Genomic DNA, 15,743 nt, shown 5'->3' on the forward strand with positions numbered 1-15,743 from the left:
ATCCCAAGATACTTCCCTGCCTCACGGGGGCGATGCGTGTCAGCACGGGGGAATCCGGCATGCGCCTGAAATACTATGCAATCGCCGCTGTAGCCGCCGCCGTCGGCCTGATTGGTCTTGGGCGCTTCGCCGACATTCTGGTCGATTGGCTATGGTTCTCCTCGGTCGGTTACGCCAGCGTTTTCCGGACCAAACTGTCCGCCCAGGTGCTCATTTTTGTTGCCGTGTTTGTTATCTCGGCGGGCACCATATGGGTGACGGGATTCCTGGCGCATTGTTATGCGAGCGGCCCTCGCCTGCTGGCAGCACCTTCCGGAAGACCGCAATTCTTTGGCGAGCCCGGCGACGTCGCAGCGCGCATCCCGTGGCGCACCAGCATCGCCAGCGCTGCTGTCATCCTCGGACTGGTCATCGCCGGCAGTGAAATCCCGCAATGGGACATGGCACTTCGCTTCCTGCATCAAGTGCCCTTCGGCGAGCGGGATCCGATCTTCGGCAAGGACATCGGCTTCTATCTCTTCTCGTTGCCCGTCTATATTGCGCTCAAGAGCTGGCTGTATTGGCTGCTGCTTTGCAGCGCGGCCATCTCAGGCATGATTTATGGGCTGTACGGCGACATTGCGCTCGCACCGCCCGCCCCAAGGCTCTCCCCCGCCGCTGCGGCGCATGGCTCTGTCCTCCTCGGCCTGTTCTTCGTGCTGAAGGCATGGTCCTACTGGCTCGATCGCTATTTGCTGCTTTACGGCGACAACGGTGTCGTGATTGGCGCCAGCTATACGGACCTCCACGTAGAGTTGCCAGTCTTATGGCTGCTCATGGGCGCCGCAATCGCCGCAGCCATCGTCGTGTGGGCCAATATTCGCCTGCGCGACTATAGAGTCCCGGTCGCCGCGGCCTTCGCCGTGTTGGGTGGCTCATTCCTGCTTGGCCTGATCTACCCGATGCTGTTCCAGCGTTTCTATGTCAAGCCGAGCGAGCTGGAGCTGGAAGCGCCATATATTGCGCACAATATCGCGTTGACCCGGAGGGCCTATGGCCTCGAGCAAATCGAGGTAAAGCCGTTCCCGGCCGAGCAGGCACTGAATCTCGCCTCGATCCAGTCCAATCGGGCGACCATCGACAATATCCGCCTATGGGACGTGGAGCCGCTGCTGGATACCTATGCACAGATGCAGGAGATCAGGACCTACTACAAGTTCCTCGCCCTGGACATCGACCGCTACCGGCTTGAAAGCGGCTACCGGCAGGTGATGCTGTCCGCCCGCGAACTGGAACCAGCGATGCTTCCGGCGAATGCAAAGACCTGGGTTAACCTGCACCTGCTGTTCACCCACGGCAGTGGCATCGTCATGTCGCCGGTCAACGAGAAATCGACGGAAGGTCTGCCTTCCCTTTACCTGCGGGACATTCCACCAGTCGCCAGTGGCGGCCCGATCATCGGGGAACCGCGCATCTACTTCGGTGAAGGCCGGCTCGACTATGTCATCGTAAAAGGCCGTGTGCCGGAATTTGACTACCCGAAGGGAAAGGACAATACCTACACGGTCTACACGGGTCGCGACGGGATGGCGATCGGCAGCATTGCGCAACGGACCCTGTTTGCCTGGCAGCTCGACGATCCCAACATCCTGCTTACCGGATATGTCACGGACAACAGCCGGATCCTGATTCGTCGCAATATCCAGGATCGGGTACACACCATCGCTCCATTTCTGAGCCTGGACCAGGACCCGTATATCGTTGCCAGCGGTGGAAGACTCTATTGGATTCAGGACGCCTATACCACCAGTCGCTGGTTCCCCTACTCCCAACCAGGTTTCGGCGCCGACGCAAACTACATTCGTAATGCAGTCAAGGTGGTGATCGATGCCTATGACGGCGCCGTCGGCTTCTATGTCAGTGATCCCGCCGACCCGATCCTGCGGACGTACCAGCGCATCTTCCCGGACCTGTTCAAGCCTCTGGCAGCCATGCCGCCGGACCTGATGCAGCACATTCGCTATCCCGAGGACCTCTTCCGGATCCAGGCGAGGCTCTACGGCGCCTACCATATGGACGCGCCCGAGGTCTTCTACAACCGCGAGGATCTTTGGCAATTTCCCCGGGGGTTGGCCGGCATCGACGGCGGCAAGGCCCCCGGCGCGGCAATGCCGCCGATGGCTCCCTACTACATGATCATGCGGCTCCCTGGCGAAGCTCAGGCCGAGTTTATCCTCATGCTGCCAATGGTGCCGAGTCAACGCGACAATATGATCGCCTGGCTGGTGGCGCGATGCGATCCGCCCGAGTACGGCAAACTCGTCGTCTACGCTTTCCCCAAGGAAAAACTGGTCTTCGGTCCCTTCCAGATCGAGGCACGCATCCAGCAGAATACGGAAATCTCGCAGCAGATCTCGCTATGGAACCAAATGGGTTCCCGCGTCATCCGCGGGCATCTTCTGGTGGTGCCGATCGAGAACTCAATTCTGTATTTGTCCCCGCTCTACCTGCGTGCGGCGTCCGGCCAGCTGCCCGAATTGAAGCGCGTCATCGCTGCCTATGGTGATCGTGTGGTGATGGAAAACACTCTGGACGAAGCCATCGCGGCGCTCTTCAAGGAGGCCGGCCCCTTGGCCTCACCCGCCCGTGGCTCGGAGAATGCGCAGGCCCGGGACGCTCTCAAGCACTATGACCGCGCGATGGAGCGACTGAAAGCAGGAGACTGGAACGGCTTCGGCTCGGAAATCGATGCACTCAGGCCCCTGCTGGAAAATCTGGGCGCTGGTCACCCCGAAGATCGCAGGTGAGGCATCTGTTCGCGGTCTGGCCTTGATGGTCGGAGGGCGGCAGGACAGACTGTGGCGGCCTGAGGATGTATATACTCGCGGATCAAATACATATGGCCTGAAGCAAAGGCAGTTGGTAACGGCACAGCAGATGCCGAAGACAGAATAACTCGCCGCGCCATGGCGCCGGAAGCGGGTGGAATCGAGCCAATCCGATGGGTCACACACCTTCACGAACCCAGTTGCTGGCCACTACGGTCAGCGGCACCGTGCCTGCCATTCCCAGTACACCGCGCTATGGCAGCGGTGCTTTTCACTGGGACGGCTTTGTCCTGGAGCGTCATCTCCTGGCCGCCGGCACCCTGGACACCACGGTGATGCCTGTGCACTGCCTGGCCATCCCCGTCAACCGGCATCCCGTCCCGATCCGCTGGCACCTCAACGGGAGGCGCCTGGACGGCGCGATGGCGCCAAACCGGGTCTATTTCCGCGCCGCCGGCGACGCACTTTCGAGCGCCTGGTCAGCCCCGCTGGATGCTGTCTATTTTTCCGTTCAGCCTGATGCCGTTGTCCTGGCTCATGAGCAGACGCACGAACGCCGCGCGCAGGATCTGCGCTCCGACTTCGCCGGAGCGGCCGACAGTGGCCTGGTGCAGCTGGTCCTGACCCTGGACGCCCACGTCAAGGGCGGCAGCGTTGGCGGTAGTCTTTTCGAGCAATCCCTGCTGCTGGCAATCAGTTTGCGCGTGGGCCTTCTATATGGCGCCAACGGGCGGAACACAACGACTCCCGCGGTCGCGCCGCAGCGGGGCCTTTTGCCGAGGCATACGCTCGCGCGGCTGGATGATTTCATCTTCGCCCACCTCTCCCAGCCGCTCACCATCGAGGCGATCGCGGCGGCGGTCCATATCAGCCCCTTTCATCTGTGCCGGATGTTCCGCAAGACGCGCCAGGTCAGTCTTTGGCAGTATGTGCTGATGTGCCGCATCGAGTATGCGCGCAAGCTGATCCGGCGACACCCCGATATGCCTCTGGCCGATGTGGCAACCGCCAGCGGATTCGATTCCTACACCCAGTTCTTCGCCGCCTTCCGTAAGTTCAGCCGGACGTCACCAAGCGACTTTCGGGGCCATGCTGGTGCGCCGGCCAGCCAGGCCTGACCAGTCCCCCGAAAATTTGCGCAAGAAACCGCAAGTGGCAGCGCGGCGTATCCCGTATTGTCCGAACATTCCCCTGAATGGGGGATAGCGCCAGACAGGGCAAGACGGGCCACGGGCCGCGCGAAGCAAGCGCCCGCAGGTCCGCAGCCGATGCCATCCAGGGGGGGAAGGCAATGAACGATGAAGCCGTGCACCAGACCATACGCGGCCTGTACGAGGGCATTCTTGACGAGACCGCCTGGCGGTCCAGTCTGGCCCGCCTGCGCGACGCCAGTGAAAGCATGCATGCCTCGCTGGTCGAGTACACGCCTCTCAACCACCGGTTCCGGGTCAACGAAATCCATGACCTGAACCAGGAACTGGTCGATGCCTACAATGGCCACTACCAGGCTGAAGACCCGTCGCGGACATACACGCGCCAAATGGCCGTGGGGGACTGGTATATCGACTCGCGCGACCTGGGCCAGGCCGGCATGATCCGCCTGCCCTTCTACCGCGACTTCATGCACAGGTTCAGGCTGGGCTCCGTCATGGGTTGCCTGGTCGAGCGCAAGCCATATCAGGATATCTATTTTTCCCTGCAGAAGCCCATTGGATGCCGGCCCTACCAGGCTACCGATGCGCGCAGGCTAGGCTGGGCGATCCCTCACCTGCGCCAGGCACTGAGCCTGAGGGAGCGCACACAGGACGCCAGCGTGCTGGACGAACTGTCCGCGCGAGTGCTGGAGCAGTTCCCCTTCGGCCTGATCGTCTTCGCACCTGACGGCAAGGTGCTGCTCAGCAATGGCTCCGGCGAGCGCTGGGTGAGGCGGTTGTTGCCAGGCAGCCAGGGGGCGTCATTGGGGCAGGTGCGCCATGACGGTTGGCGCCTGAGAAAGTCATTCCCGGAGATGCTGAGCGCGGCTTGCAGTCCGGGCGCGGCCGTCGCGGCCCAGGCCACGCATGCCTGCGACGACAGCGGACAAAGCGCAAGCGTCATTGTGCTGCCGTTGCCGCCGGCGCATCGCCTGGCCAGGCAATGGCAGCGTCCCGCTGCGCTCGTCGCCATACGCGAGGCCGGCACTGCGCCGCCCATGTTGTCGGGCGTGTTGCGCGAACTGTTTGGTCTCACGCCATCCGAAATTCGTCTGGCGACCCTGCTCACAACGGGAGTCGGATTGCCCGAGGCCAGTGCGCGGCTGTCCATCGGCCACGAGACCGCTCGCAGCCAGCTCAAGATGATTTTCAACAAGACCGAGACGGGTTCCCAGGCAAGGCTCGCTCATCTGCTGACTGAACTGGGTACGTGCGTTGGATCGGGAGGGGGCCGTCGTCCGGCCAGCGAAACAAGCTAATTCCAACGGCCTGGAATCGGCACCCGCGCCTACCTTGCTTGTCAGCCTTTCTGGGCGCGCAAGTATTCCGTACTGACATCGTTGGTTTCGGTAATTGCATGCTGATGCGCCAATCGGGCCCAAATGCGTTCAGCCTCAGCATCGAAGCATGGCCAGCCCGACAGCAAGTAACGCCGTCCGCTTGCGGTGGTACCGACGCCGGTGTCAACGTCAAAGGACCGGATGGCCGTACTCACACGTCCGGTCTGGGTCTCTACACAGAATCCGACGAAGAATCGATCACCTCGCGCTGTCTCGCGGACCCGCCAGCGTTCGAGCGTAACCTGTGCTTGCAAGTCGACAGGCGCAGCGGTTTTATCCAGCATGAAGAGAAGCAAAAAAAAAGAAGCGCGGAAATACCGCGCTTTTGAATAACCGTACCAGATACGGGGAGCGTTCTGGAAGAAGAGGACACGGCCTCCGAAGTCAATTTATCCGGCTGCCGCATCAAAGACAATTGAAGATTTTTAAGAATGGATTTAAAAATCGCAAGAGAGGTCCATGACCGACTCTTAGCCACTACGGACTGCCGGGAGGCACGACTCAACGGCGTTGACAGGATATCCAGCCTGGTGCCGAGCCGATCGCTGGCGCGCTCGGTTCACCGCCAGAACCACAGCAGCGACAGCCCGCACGCCGCCACCAGCAGCACGAACGAGGCTGCCGCCAGCAATGCGCTGATCTCGATTTCCCTGCGCTCAAGTGCGAAACGGGCGCTCAGCTGGCGATACACCCGCGTCAGGTCCGCGGCCGAGCCAGCCTCGAAGTACTCGCCGTCGGTGAGCGTCGCGACCGCGCGCAAGGTGGGTTCATCCGGCTGCATGGTGTAATCCAGGCTCGACACTGCCGCACCCGCGTCCTGCGGCGTGCCGAAGCCCACGGTATAGACGCGCACGCCGCGCTGAGCAGCCATGCGCGCGGCATCCAGAGGGTCCGGGCCGGTGGTGCGGCGACCGTCACTGAGCAGGATCACCGCACCGTGCCGGTAAGAGCCCGGCTGCGCCACCTGCCGCTCCTGCTCGCGCTTGCGGACGGCTTCCGCCGCGGCTGCCTCCGTCAGCGATCTCCCGCCCGTGCCGGGCGCAAGCGACTCGCCGCCGAAGAGGATAGCTTCCAGGTCGATGCCATCATCGGGCAACAATACCGCCAGCGCCTGGATCAGCCCGCTGCCTGTTGCCGTGCCCTGCTGCAACTGGAAGCGATCGACCGCGTCGAGCATGTCCAGCCGGTTGTAGGTGGGGGGAAGCACTACGATTGCCGTGGCGGCAAAGGAGACAATGCCCAGGCGCACGCTGGCCGGTAGCCCGATGATGAGATCCCGTGCAGCTTGCTGGGCGGCGCTGATCCGGGTTGGCGCGACGTCGGCCGCCGCCATGCTGCGGGAGACATCCATGGCCAGCACCAGGGTGATGGTGTCAGACGGCAGCGTGATGGGCGCGACAGGACGGGCGCAAGCCAGCAGGGCCGCGCCCAGCGCGACGAGAAAGAGCAGCGGCGGGATGTGGCGCCGCAGCCGTTGATGGCGAGCCAGCGCGGCGCGCGGCAGCGCAAGACTGCCATACAACAGGGCGATTTTCTTGCGTCGCGAAATCAGGTACAGGTAAGCGGCTGCCAGCAGGGGGAGCGAAGCCAGCAGCCAGAGCATTTGGGGCCAGAGAAACCGCATCCCTTGCTCCTTGGCGCATCAGTAAGACTGATAGTACCGTACATGGAAGGACCGCCCTCGGGCGGTCTTTTGCCTGCGCGACCCCACTGGACGCTTCGGGCATTTCGAGCGTCACTTCGGGCGGCTGCGGATTAGGCCACCACTCATTGACCTCTCAACAACGGTGGGGCCCGCAGAACGGTCCGCCAATCAATTGCACAGCATACCTGGGAGAGACGCCCCGTAACTGGTTATCCCATGACAGCTACCGCTTTGGTTGACGGAAGTGCCGTCCGAGTCCAGTTCCCGGTCGAGCGGAAATTTTCCGACCTTGGTGCAGCAATAACGAAACTCGATCGACGGTGCCGGGACATCCGTCATCGCAGGGGAAGCCCTGTCGGCTTGCTCATCTGTGAGGACACTTTTCGTCCCCGAGGGGGCCTTGGCGGCGTGCTTGGGTGCCGGGGCATTCTTCATCGCCGGGAGGGGCTTGGCGGGCTGGCCTGGTGCCGGCACATTTCTCGTCGCCGGAGCAACCTTAGTGGGTTGCTCGGGTGTCAGAACGTTTTTCGTGGCTGAAACAGCCTTGGGGGCCTGCTCCGCGTTCTGGTCCTCCGAGACGCACCGCCCCTTCTCGCAAATTCGCTCCCCTTTGCACTGCATGTCATATTGGCATCCATCTGCACTGGCGTAGGGCGCAAACCCTACCGCCGTTGACATGGCGAGAAGCAAGCCTAGCGCTTTCATACTAACTCCGCCCCGTTGCGTGCTGGGCCTAGCCGGTGGTCAAGGACGCGACCGTCACCACCGCTGGTCGTTTCCAGTATGGAATGTGCACGCGCCAAGCGCCAGCCAACGCTCCTCAATCCAATGCGGGTACGGGTGTGGAACGATCTCGCCGGATTGTTAATCCGGCGCATGTAGCGCCAAGTGTTCAAGAGAGCACAACGGAGTTTCCCGCGGAAGCCGCTGTCAGGGCCTTGTCGGCGGAACACGGCCGCATGCTCCGGCAGGCTAGAACCGATACCCCAGGCCCAACACCATCACATCGGTATCCCGGCTATTGGTCGTCACGGTGCGATGCCAGGAAAAGCGCGTGGTCCAGGACGGGCTGATGCGATAGCTCGCCGACATGGTGAACAGGCCCAGAGTACGCGTGACGCCGCCACCGTCGTCATGGTCCCGCGCGAAATAGGGGCCAAAACCGATACCAAGCGTCAGGTGGTCCTTGAAGAATGGCCGCACCAGCCAGGCTTGCGCTGCCAGCCCCTGCCGGCGCACGACCCGGGCATCGCCCTCGTTCAGATAGGTGGCCGTGAGGTCCACGTACGGCAGGATGCCGCGCCGGTACTCGGCCGCATAGGCTATGCCGCTTGGGGAGTCAAAGTTATTGACAATGGTGGTACCGCCGAAGACGGTGAACTCATTGTGGGTCGTCAGGCTGCTGTACGAAGGCGGAGGCACAACCGGGCCATCCCTGCTCCCCCGATCGAGCTGGTAGCCCACTCCGATCAGGAAGGTATTGGTGTCGATGCTACCGAATGCCTGCGCACGGTTGTATCGCGCCTGCAGGATCCACGGACCACCATTGATATACCAGGCGCCTGCCGCGCTAATCAGGATGCCCCACCCATGCTGGTCATTCACGCCGCCTTCGGCGGTCTTCACGGTGGTATCGAAATAACGGTACGGACCGACGCCAAGCGAGAAAGCAAAGCGCCGGTCCGCCGACAGCCACCGCCCCCACAACTGCGCGCTGTGGCCGTCGCGATGGTGGTTGCTTACGTGCCCCTCGTTCAGATAAGAGAAGGATGCGTAGACGTTGTCGGTCAGGTTATGGGCGTACTCATAAGTGTAGCCATATGTCTTCTCTCCCAGCGACGGCGTTTGTTGCAGCCCGCCAAGTACATAGAACTCCTGGGCGCTGGCTGCAGGGTGGATGCCCATCAGCGACACTGCGCAGAGCGCGGCGTACACCAGGTGACGCAGGCCGTCCCAATGGGTCCGGCCGGACACGAGGCGATATTGCATAGGCGGGGCTCCCGGTTGCGCATGCCAGGTGCCCATGATGCTGTGTTCATCGAAGCGCTTCAAGCCCCCACAGCGCCAACGCAACACTATTGACACGACGGAACGGGAGGTCGACGACGCGATTGCCGGCTTGTCTCAGCGCTCGTCCCTGACCTGCACCTTGCCGTCCTGCACCCGGACCGGAAAGGTCGCCACCGGCTCGTATGCGGGCGGGCACAGCGCCTCGCCCGTCAGCAGGGAAAAATGCGAGCCGTGGCGCGGGCACACGACTTCCTGGCCTTCCAGGTCGCCGCCGCAAAGCGGCTCGGCCTCGTGCGAGCAGAGGGCCTCGATGGCGTAGTAATGGCCATCCACATTGAATACCGCGACCTCTACCCCATCGACATCGACATTGCGGCAAGTGCCCGGCGCGAAATCCTCGGCGCGGGCGACATCGATCCACTCGCTCATCTCAGATCAGCCCCAGTTCCAGGCGGGCCGCCTCGCTCATTCGTGCTCTCGACCAGGGCGGGTCCCATACCAGTTCAACCTCGACTTCGTTCACCCCGCTGGCTTCCATCACGGCCTCCTGCACCACACTCGGGAAGGCCTGTGCCACCGGGCAGCCCGGCGCGGTCAGCGTCATCCGGATGCCCACCTTGCCGCTGGCTTCGTCCGCCGATAACTGGTAGACCAGGCCAAGGTCGTAGATGTTGACCGGGATCTCGGGGTCGTACACCGTACGCAAGGCCGCTATCACCCGCCCTTCGAGGCTGTCCGGCTCAGGCTCGAACCTGTCTTCGTGTTCCTCGGCCTTGCGCAGCCAATCGATCATGCTCATTGCTTCACTCCGTCGAGACCGGCCTGGCGCTGTTCTCCAAAGCCGCTTGCATGGTGTGCCAGGCCAGGGTTGCGCACTTCACGCGTGCCGGGAACTCGCGCACGCCGGCCAGGACCTCCAGCTTGCCCATCGGAAAGCTGGCCAGCCCCGGCTCTCCGGTCACCAGCGCGTGAAAGCCCGAGAACAAGGCCCGTGCCTCCGCCTCGGTCTTGCCCTTGAGCGCTTCTGTCATCAGCGAGGCCGAGGCGGTGGAGATGGCACAGCCCGAGCCCTCGAAGCTGGCGTCTTCGATCACTCCGCCGCGGATGCTCAGGTACAGCGTCAGCCGGTCGCCGCACAGCGGGTTGAAGCCCTCGGCGCTGCGATTCGCTGCCGCCAGCCGCCCGAAATTGCGCGGCGAGCGGCTGTGGTCGACCACCATTTCCTGGTAGAGGTTGCGCAGGTCAGACATCAGGCGAATACCTCCTGTGCCGCGCGCACGGCAGCAAACAGCGCATCCACTTCTTCACGCGTGTTGTACAGCGCGAAGGACGCGCGCACCGTAGCAGGCACGCCGAAGCGCTCCATCACGGGCATGGCGCAATGGTGGCCGGCACGGACCGCCACGCCGTGCTGATCGAGGATGGTGCCGACATCGTGGGCATGGATGCCGTCCAGGGTGAACGAGAGGATGCTCGCCTTGTCGGTTGCCGTGCCGATCATGCGCAGCCCGGCGACCTGCCCCGCCCGCGCGGTGGCATAGCCGAGCAGCGCATGCTCGTGGGCGGCGATGGCCTCCAGGCCGACCGCGCGCACATACCCGATGGCCGCGCCAAGGCCGATGACGCCGGCGATATTGGGGGTGCCGGCCTCGAACTTGTAGGGAAGATCGTTGTAAGTGGTTTTATGGAACGTGACCTCGCGGATCATGTCCCCGCCGCCCTGGTAAGGCGGCATGGCATCGAGCAGCGCAGCCTTGCCATAGAGCACGCCGACGCCCGTGGGGCCGTAGAGCTTGTGCCCGGAGAAGGCGTAGAAATCGCAATCGAGCGCCTGTACGTCGACCTTGAGGTGCGGCACCGCCTGGGCGCCATCGATCAGCACCGGGATGTCCCGGGCATGCGCCAGCTCGATGATGTCTCGCACCGGGTTGACCGTGCCGAGCGCGTTGGAGAGGTGCGCCAACGCGACCAGCCTGGTGCGGGGGCCGAGCAACTGCGCGAACTGTTCCAGCATCAGCTCGCCGGCATCGTTGATCGGCGCCACCTGCAGCAAGGCGCCGGTGCGCTGGCACGCCAGTTGCCACGGCACGATATTGGAGTGGTGCTCCATCGCACTGATCAGGATCTCGTCGCCCGGGCGCAGGCGCTGGCCGAAGCTTGCCGCCACCAGGTTGATCGCCTCGGTGGTGCCGCGCACGAACACGATCTCCTCGCGCCCGGCCGCGTTGATCAGGTCTCGCACGGCGTCGCGTGCGGCTTCGTAGGCATCGGTGGCGCGCTGGCTCAGGGTGTGCAGGCCGCGGTGGATGTTGGCGTTGAGCGCGCTGTAGTAACGCGCTTCGCAATGGATCACGCTTTGCGGCTTCTGGGTGGTGGCGGCGTTGTCCAGATAGACCAGCGGCTTGCCGTTGACGGTCTGGCGCAGGATGGGGAAATCCTGGCGCAGCCGCTCTGCTTCCAGGCCGGCGGGCGGCACCGCGCGCTCCACGGCCGTCAGTTCATGCGCTGCCGTGTTCATGGCAACTCCTTCACAGGCTCCGGCAGCTTGCCGCGCAGGAGCGCTTCCAGCCGCGTGCGCAATGGGGCGGGGCCGAGCCGGCTGACAATCTCTTCGGCAAAGGCAAAAGTCAGCAGGGCACGCGCCGCGGCATCGTCCATCCCACGCGAGCGCAGGTAGTAGATCTGCTCGGCATCGAGCTGGCCGACGGTGGCGCCGTGGCCGCACTTGACGTCGTCGGCATAGATCTCCAGCTGCGGCTTGGTGTCCACCTCGGCCTGGTCCGACAGCAGCAGGTTGCGGTTGGACTGGTGGGCGTCGCTGTGCTGGGCGTCGGCATGCACCACCACCTTGCCGTTGAAGACCGCGCGCGAGGCGCCCGCCAGCACGCCCTTGTACAACTCGCGACTCTTGCTGTGCGGGCTGGCGTGGTCGATGCGGGTGTGGTGGTCGATATGCTGCCGCCCGGCGGTCATATACAGCCCGTCCAGCGAACATTCGGTATGCTCGGCATTCAGCCCGACTTCGATGTCGACTCGCGCGAGGGCGCTGCCCAGCGCAATGGAACTGGAGGCGAAGCGGCTACCCTGCTGCTGGTCCAGATTGACGCCGGCAATATGGAAGGCCTTGAGGCTCTCCTGCTGCAGCTTGTGATGTTCGACCTGCGCATCGCGTTCGGCAACAATGTCAGTGAGGGTATTGGTGCAATAGCCCAGGCCATCCAGGCCCGAGTGGTGCTCGACGATGCAGACCCGGCTGCCGGCTTGCGCCACCACCACATTGCGCGCATGGGTTGCCAGCTCGCCGGCGGTGACAAGGAACAGCAAGTGGATCGGCTGTTCCGCGACGGTTCCGGCCGCCACGCGGATACAGGCACCATCGGTCATGAACGCCATGTTCAGGGCGGCGAAACCGGACGGGTAATGGCTTGCGCCGCGCAGCAGCGGCGCTTCCAGGCAGTCCGGTGCGTGCTCCAGCGTCGCGGCGAGGCTGGCGAGCTCAATCCCCGCAGGCAAGGCACCGATGCGCGACCATTGCGGCTGGTACACGCCATTGACGAACACCATCAGGTGCGCGCCGGCCAGGGCGAACGCCTCGATCCGCGCTGCCACCGCAGCGTCCAGGCCGTCGCCGGCCTGCGGCAGTGCCACGGCAAAGCGGCTTCTCTCGAGTGCGGCCACGCTGGTGTATTTCCAGTCCTCCTGGCGCAGCGTGGGAAACCCGGCTTGCGCGAAATGATCCAGCGCCTGGCGGCGCGCGTGCGCGAGCCAGCCCAGGCGGCGGCCGGGCAGCGCGGCCTCGACGCGGTCGAACTCGGCGAGATAGTGCTCCAGTCCGCTTGCGCTCATGCTGAGGACTCCATCCCGATGACGGCTTGCGCCTCTATCGCGGCATAGCCGCTGCGCTCCAGTTCGCGCGCCAGCTCGGGCCCGCCGGACTTGGCGATGCGGCCTTGCGCAAGCACGTGAACCTGATCCGGCACGATGTAATCGAGCAGGCGCTGGTAGTGCGTGACCAGCACAATGGCGCGCTGTGGGCTGCGCATGGCTTCAATGCCCCTGGCGACGATCTTGAGCGCATCGATGTCGAGACCGGAGTCGGTCTCGTCCAGAATGGCGAGCCGGGGCTCCAGCACCGCCATCTGCAGGATCTCGTTGCGCTTCTTCTCGCCGCCGGAGAAGCCCTCATTCACCGAGCGGTAAAGCAGGTCCTGGTCCATCTCCATGAGCTGGAGCTTGTCCTTGACCAGGGCGAGGAAATCCATGGCGTCCAGCTCCCGCTCGCCGCGGTGCTTGCGAATCGCGTTGAGCCCAGCCTTGAGCAGGTAGATATTCGAAACGCCGGGGATCTCCACCGGATATTGGAAGGCGAGGAAAATGCCAGCGCGGGCGCGCTCTTCAGGCGGCATGCCAATCAGGTTCGTACCGTCGTAGAGGACTTCGCCCGCAGTCACGGTAAAGCGGTCGCGCCCGGCCAGTACATGGGCCAGGGTGCTCTTGCCTGAACCGTTGGGGCCCATGATGGCGTGCACCTCGCCGGCCTTCACGCTGAGGTCGATGCCGTGCAGGATGGGCTTGTCGTCGACGCTGACGTGCAGCTTGCGAATCTCAAGCATGGCTGGCCTCTTTCTCCAATGCGCCCGCAGCGCGCCCCGTGCGCGCCACCGTTACCCGATACTGCCTTCCAGGCTCACGCCCAGCAGCTTCTGGGCTTCCACCGCGAATTCCATCGGCAGCTCCTTGAAGACTTCCTTGCAGAATCCGTTCACGATCATCGACACCGCATCCTCGGCGCTGACACCGCGGCTCTGGCAATAGAACAGCTGGTCCTCGCCGATGCGCGAGGTCGATGCCTCGTGCTCGACCTGGCCGGTGGCGTTCTTCACCTCGATATAAGGGAAGGTGTGGGCGGCGCATTTGTCGCCCAGCAGCAGCGAATCGCACTGCGAGTAGTTGCGCGCGCCGACTGCGCTCCTGGCCATCCTCACCAGCCCGCGGTAGGCATTCTGGCCGTGACCGGCCGAAATGCCCTTGGAAAGGATGGTGCTCCTGGTATTCCTGCCAAGGTGGGTCATCTTGGTTCCGGTGTCCGCCTGCTGGTAGTGATTGGTCAGCGCGACCGAATAGAACTCGCCGACCGAGTCGTCGCCCTGCAAGATCACGCTTGGATACTTCCAGGTGATGGCGGAGCCGGTCTCCACCTGGGTCCAGGAAATCTTCGAGTGCGCGCCGCGGCAGTCGCCGCGCTTGGTGACGAAGTTGTAGATGCCGCCCTTGCCTTCCTTGTCGCCCGGATACCAGTTCTGCACGGTCGAGTACTTGATCTGTGCATCTTCCAGCGCGATCAGCTCGACCACTGCGGCATGCAGCTGGTTCTCGTCGCGCATTGGCGCGGTGCAACCCTCCAGATAGCTGACGTACGCGCCCTGGTCGGCGATGATCAGGGTGCGCTCGAACTGGCCGGTGTTGCTGGCATTGATGCGGAAGTAGGTCGACAGCTCCATCGGGCAGCGCACCCCTGGCGGGATATAGCAGAACGATCCGTCGCTGAACACGGCGGAGTTAAGCGAGGCGAAGAAGTTGTCGGTATAGGGCACGACCGAGCCGAGATACTGCTGCACCAGCGCCGGATGCTCCCGCACCGCCTCGGAAAACGAGCAGAAGATGATGCCGAGTTCGCCCAGTTTCTGCTTGAAGGTGGTGGCCACCGAGACACTGTCGAATACCGCGTCCACCGCCACGCCTGCCAGCAGTTCACGCTCGTGCAGGGGCACGCCCAGCTTCTCGTAGGTACGCAACAACTCCGGATCGACTTCGTCCAGGGTCTTCGGCCCCGCTTTCTGGGAGCGCGGCGCAGCATAGTAAGCAATCGCCTGGTAGTCGATGGGCGGGTGCTTGACCGTCGCCCAGTGCGGCTCGGACATCGTCAGCCAGTGGCGGAAGGCCTTGAGACGCCACTCGCGCATGAATTCCGGCTCGCCCTTGATGGCCGAGATCATGCGGATCACGTCCTCATTCAGCCCGCACGGCACCGTGTCCGTCTCCACGGGCGTGTAGAAGCCATGCTTATAGCCTTGGCTGATCAGTTCATCGAGCTTGCGTGCCGGGGTTGCCATGTTCTGCTTCACTTGCCACTGTCATCGACATCACGAAATGCCAGCTTGCGGCCCGTGTGCGCGTCGGGCGTGCAAGGCGCCAATATCTACCGCGTGCAGTACCGGTTGTGCCATATCTGCCAGTGTCACGCCGTCAAGCACCATAAAGATCACTCTGTTGATCGATTGCCAGTTGGCGCGGATGGCGCACAGACCTTCCTGCGCACACAGACCGGCAGCGACGCTGCACTCGGTCACGCCGGCCGGGCCTTCCATGGCGTCGATCACCTGTGCGATCGAAATCTGTTCCGGCGGCCGTGCCAGCAGATAACCGCCATTGGCGCCGCGCAAAGACTGCAGCAAGTGGTGCCTTGCCAGCGTCTTCAGGATCTTGCTTGCCGTCGGTACCGGCACGCCGATCGCGCCGGCGAGCTCGGCGGCACTGTAGATCCGGCCCGGGTTTCGCGCCAGGTGCGTCATGATCACCGTGCCGTAGTCGGTCAGCTTGCTGAGTCTGAGCATCGTCGCCACCAGTATTCGCAAATTAGAACCAATCCGGTCCTCATTTGTTCCTGCATCCCTGTCTCGCATCCCTGTCTCGCGCCAGGCCAGGACATGGGGAACCGCTGCCACCAGGTCTCCGTCGACGGTGTATA

14 protein-coding genes are annotated in these 15,743 nt (G+C 63.4%); 4 read left to right on the top strand and 10 right to left on the bottom strand.

Annotation, left to right across the window (positions count from 1 at the left end):
* Positions 1-59: 59 nt before the first annotated feature.
* The 4 genes from CupriaWKF_RS17845 to CupriaWKF_RS17860 all read left to right on the top strand — a co-directional run bounded on the left by CupriaWKF_RS17845 (position 60) and on the right by CupriaWKF_RS17860 (position 5,669).
* On the top strand, positions 60-2,786 hold the full coding sequence (locus CupriaWKF_RS17845) for a UPF0182 family protein (RefSeq protein WP_276102100.1): 2,727 nt from the start codon (positions 60-62) through the stop codon (positions 2,784-2,786).
* A 221-nt stretch (positions 2,787-3,007) separates the two neighbouring features.
* A complete protein-coding gene (locus CupriaWKF_RS17850; protein WP_276102101.1) occupies positions 3,008-3,925 on the top strand; it encodes an AraC family transcriptional regulator in 918 nt (305 codons plus the stop codon).
* Between the two features lie 173 nt (positions 3,926-4,098).
* The gene (locus CupriaWKF_RS17855; protein ID WP_276102102.1) at positions 4,099-5,259 is read left to right on the top strand and encodes a helix-turn-helix transcriptional regulator; all 1,161 of its coding nucleotides are present in this window, start codon (positions 4,099-4,101) and stop codon (positions 5,257-5,259) included.
* Between the two features lie 98 nt (positions 5,260-5,357).
* Positions 5,358-5,669: a hypothetical protein gene (locus CupriaWKF_RS17860; protein WP_276102103.1), complete on the top strand. Its 312-nt coding sequence runs from the start codon at positions 5,358-5,360 to the stop codon at positions 5,667-5,669.
* A gap of 230 nt (positions 5,670-5,899) precedes the next feature.
* Here the strand turns inward: CupriaWKF_RS17860 and CupriaWKF_RS17865 are convergent, their stop codons facing one another.
* The 10 genes from CupriaWKF_RS17865 to CupriaWKF_RS17910 all read right to left on the bottom strand — a co-directional run bounded on the left by CupriaWKF_RS17865 (position 5,900) and on the right by CupriaWKF_RS17910 (position 15,609).
* Positions 5,900-6,964: a VWA domain-containing protein gene (locus tag CupriaWKF_RS17865; protein ID WP_276102104.1), complete on the bottom strand. Its 1,065-nt coding sequence runs from the start codon at positions 6,962-6,964 to the stop codon at positions 5,900-5,902.
* Positions 6,965-7,957: 993 nt separating this feature from the next.
* Complete coding sequence (locus CupriaWKF_RS17870) at positions 7,958-8,974, bottom strand: hypothetical protein (RefSeq protein ID WP_276102105.1); 1,017 nt, start codon at positions 8,972-8,974, stop codon at positions 7,958-7,960.
* A gap of 135 nt (positions 8,975-9,109) precedes the next feature.
* Positions 9,110-9,424, bottom strand: coding sequence for a non-heme iron oxygenase ferredoxin subunit (locus tag CupriaWKF_RS17875; RefSeq protein WP_276102106.1), 315 nt, complete (start codon positions 9,422-9,424; stop codon positions 9,110-9,112).
* 1 nt (position 9,425) lies between these two features.
* Positions 9,426-9,794, bottom strand: a complete 369-nt coding sequence (locus tag CupriaWKF_RS17880; protein WP_276102107.1) for an SUF system Fe-S cluster assembly protein — start codon at positions 9,792-9,794, stop codon at positions 9,426-9,428.
* A gap of 4 nt (positions 9,795-9,798) precedes the next feature.
* Positions 9,799-10,245 carry a Fe-S cluster assembly sulfur transfer protein SufU gene (sufU, locus tag CupriaWKF_RS17885; protein ID WP_276102108.1) on the bottom strand — a complete coding sequence of 149 codons (447 nt, stop codon included), beginning with the start codon at positions 10,243-10,245 and terminating at the stop codon, positions 9,799-9,801.
* Complete coding sequence (locus CupriaWKF_RS17890; protein ID WP_276102109.1) at positions 10,245-11,513, bottom strand: cysteine desulfurase; 1,269 nt, start codon at positions 11,511-11,513, stop codon at positions 10,245-10,247. Before CupriaWKF_RS17890 ends, sufU begins: the two co-directional genes overlap by 1 nt.
* On the bottom strand, positions 11,510-12,841 hold the full coding sequence (gene sufD / locus CupriaWKF_RS17895) for a Fe-S cluster assembly protein SufD (protein ID WP_276102110.1): 1,332 nt from the start codon (positions 12,839-12,841) through the stop codon (positions 11,510-11,512). The genes CupriaWKF_RS17890 and sufD overlap by 4 nt, the downstream gene beginning before the upstream one ends.
* Positions 12,838-13,608 carry a Fe-S cluster assembly ATPase SufC gene (sufC, locus tag CupriaWKF_RS17900; protein WP_276102111.1) on the bottom strand — a complete coding sequence of 257 codons (771 nt, stop codon included), beginning with the start codon at positions 13,606-13,608 and terminating at the stop codon, positions 12,838-12,840. The genes sufD and sufC overlap by 4 nt, the downstream gene beginning before the upstream one ends.
* A gap of 51 nt (positions 13,609-13,659) precedes the next feature.
* Positions 13,660-15,108: a Fe-S cluster assembly protein SufB gene (gene sufB / locus CupriaWKF_RS17905; RefSeq protein WP_276102112.1), complete on the bottom strand. Its 1,449-nt coding sequence runs from the start codon at positions 15,106-15,108 to the stop codon at positions 13,660-13,662.
* Between the two features lie 30 nt (positions 15,109-15,138).
* A complete protein-coding gene (locus CupriaWKF_RS17910; protein WP_276103299.1) occupies positions 15,139-15,609 on the bottom strand; it encodes an SUF system Fe-S cluster assembly regulator in 471 nt (156 codons plus the stop codon).
* Positions 15,610-15,743 lie beyond the last annotated feature (134 nt).

The sequence above is a fragment of the Cupriavidus sp. WKF15 genome (assembly GCF_029278605.1).
Taxonomy (GTDB): Bacteria; Pseudomonadota; Gammaproteobacteria; order Burkholderiales; family Burkholderiaceae; genus Cupriavidus.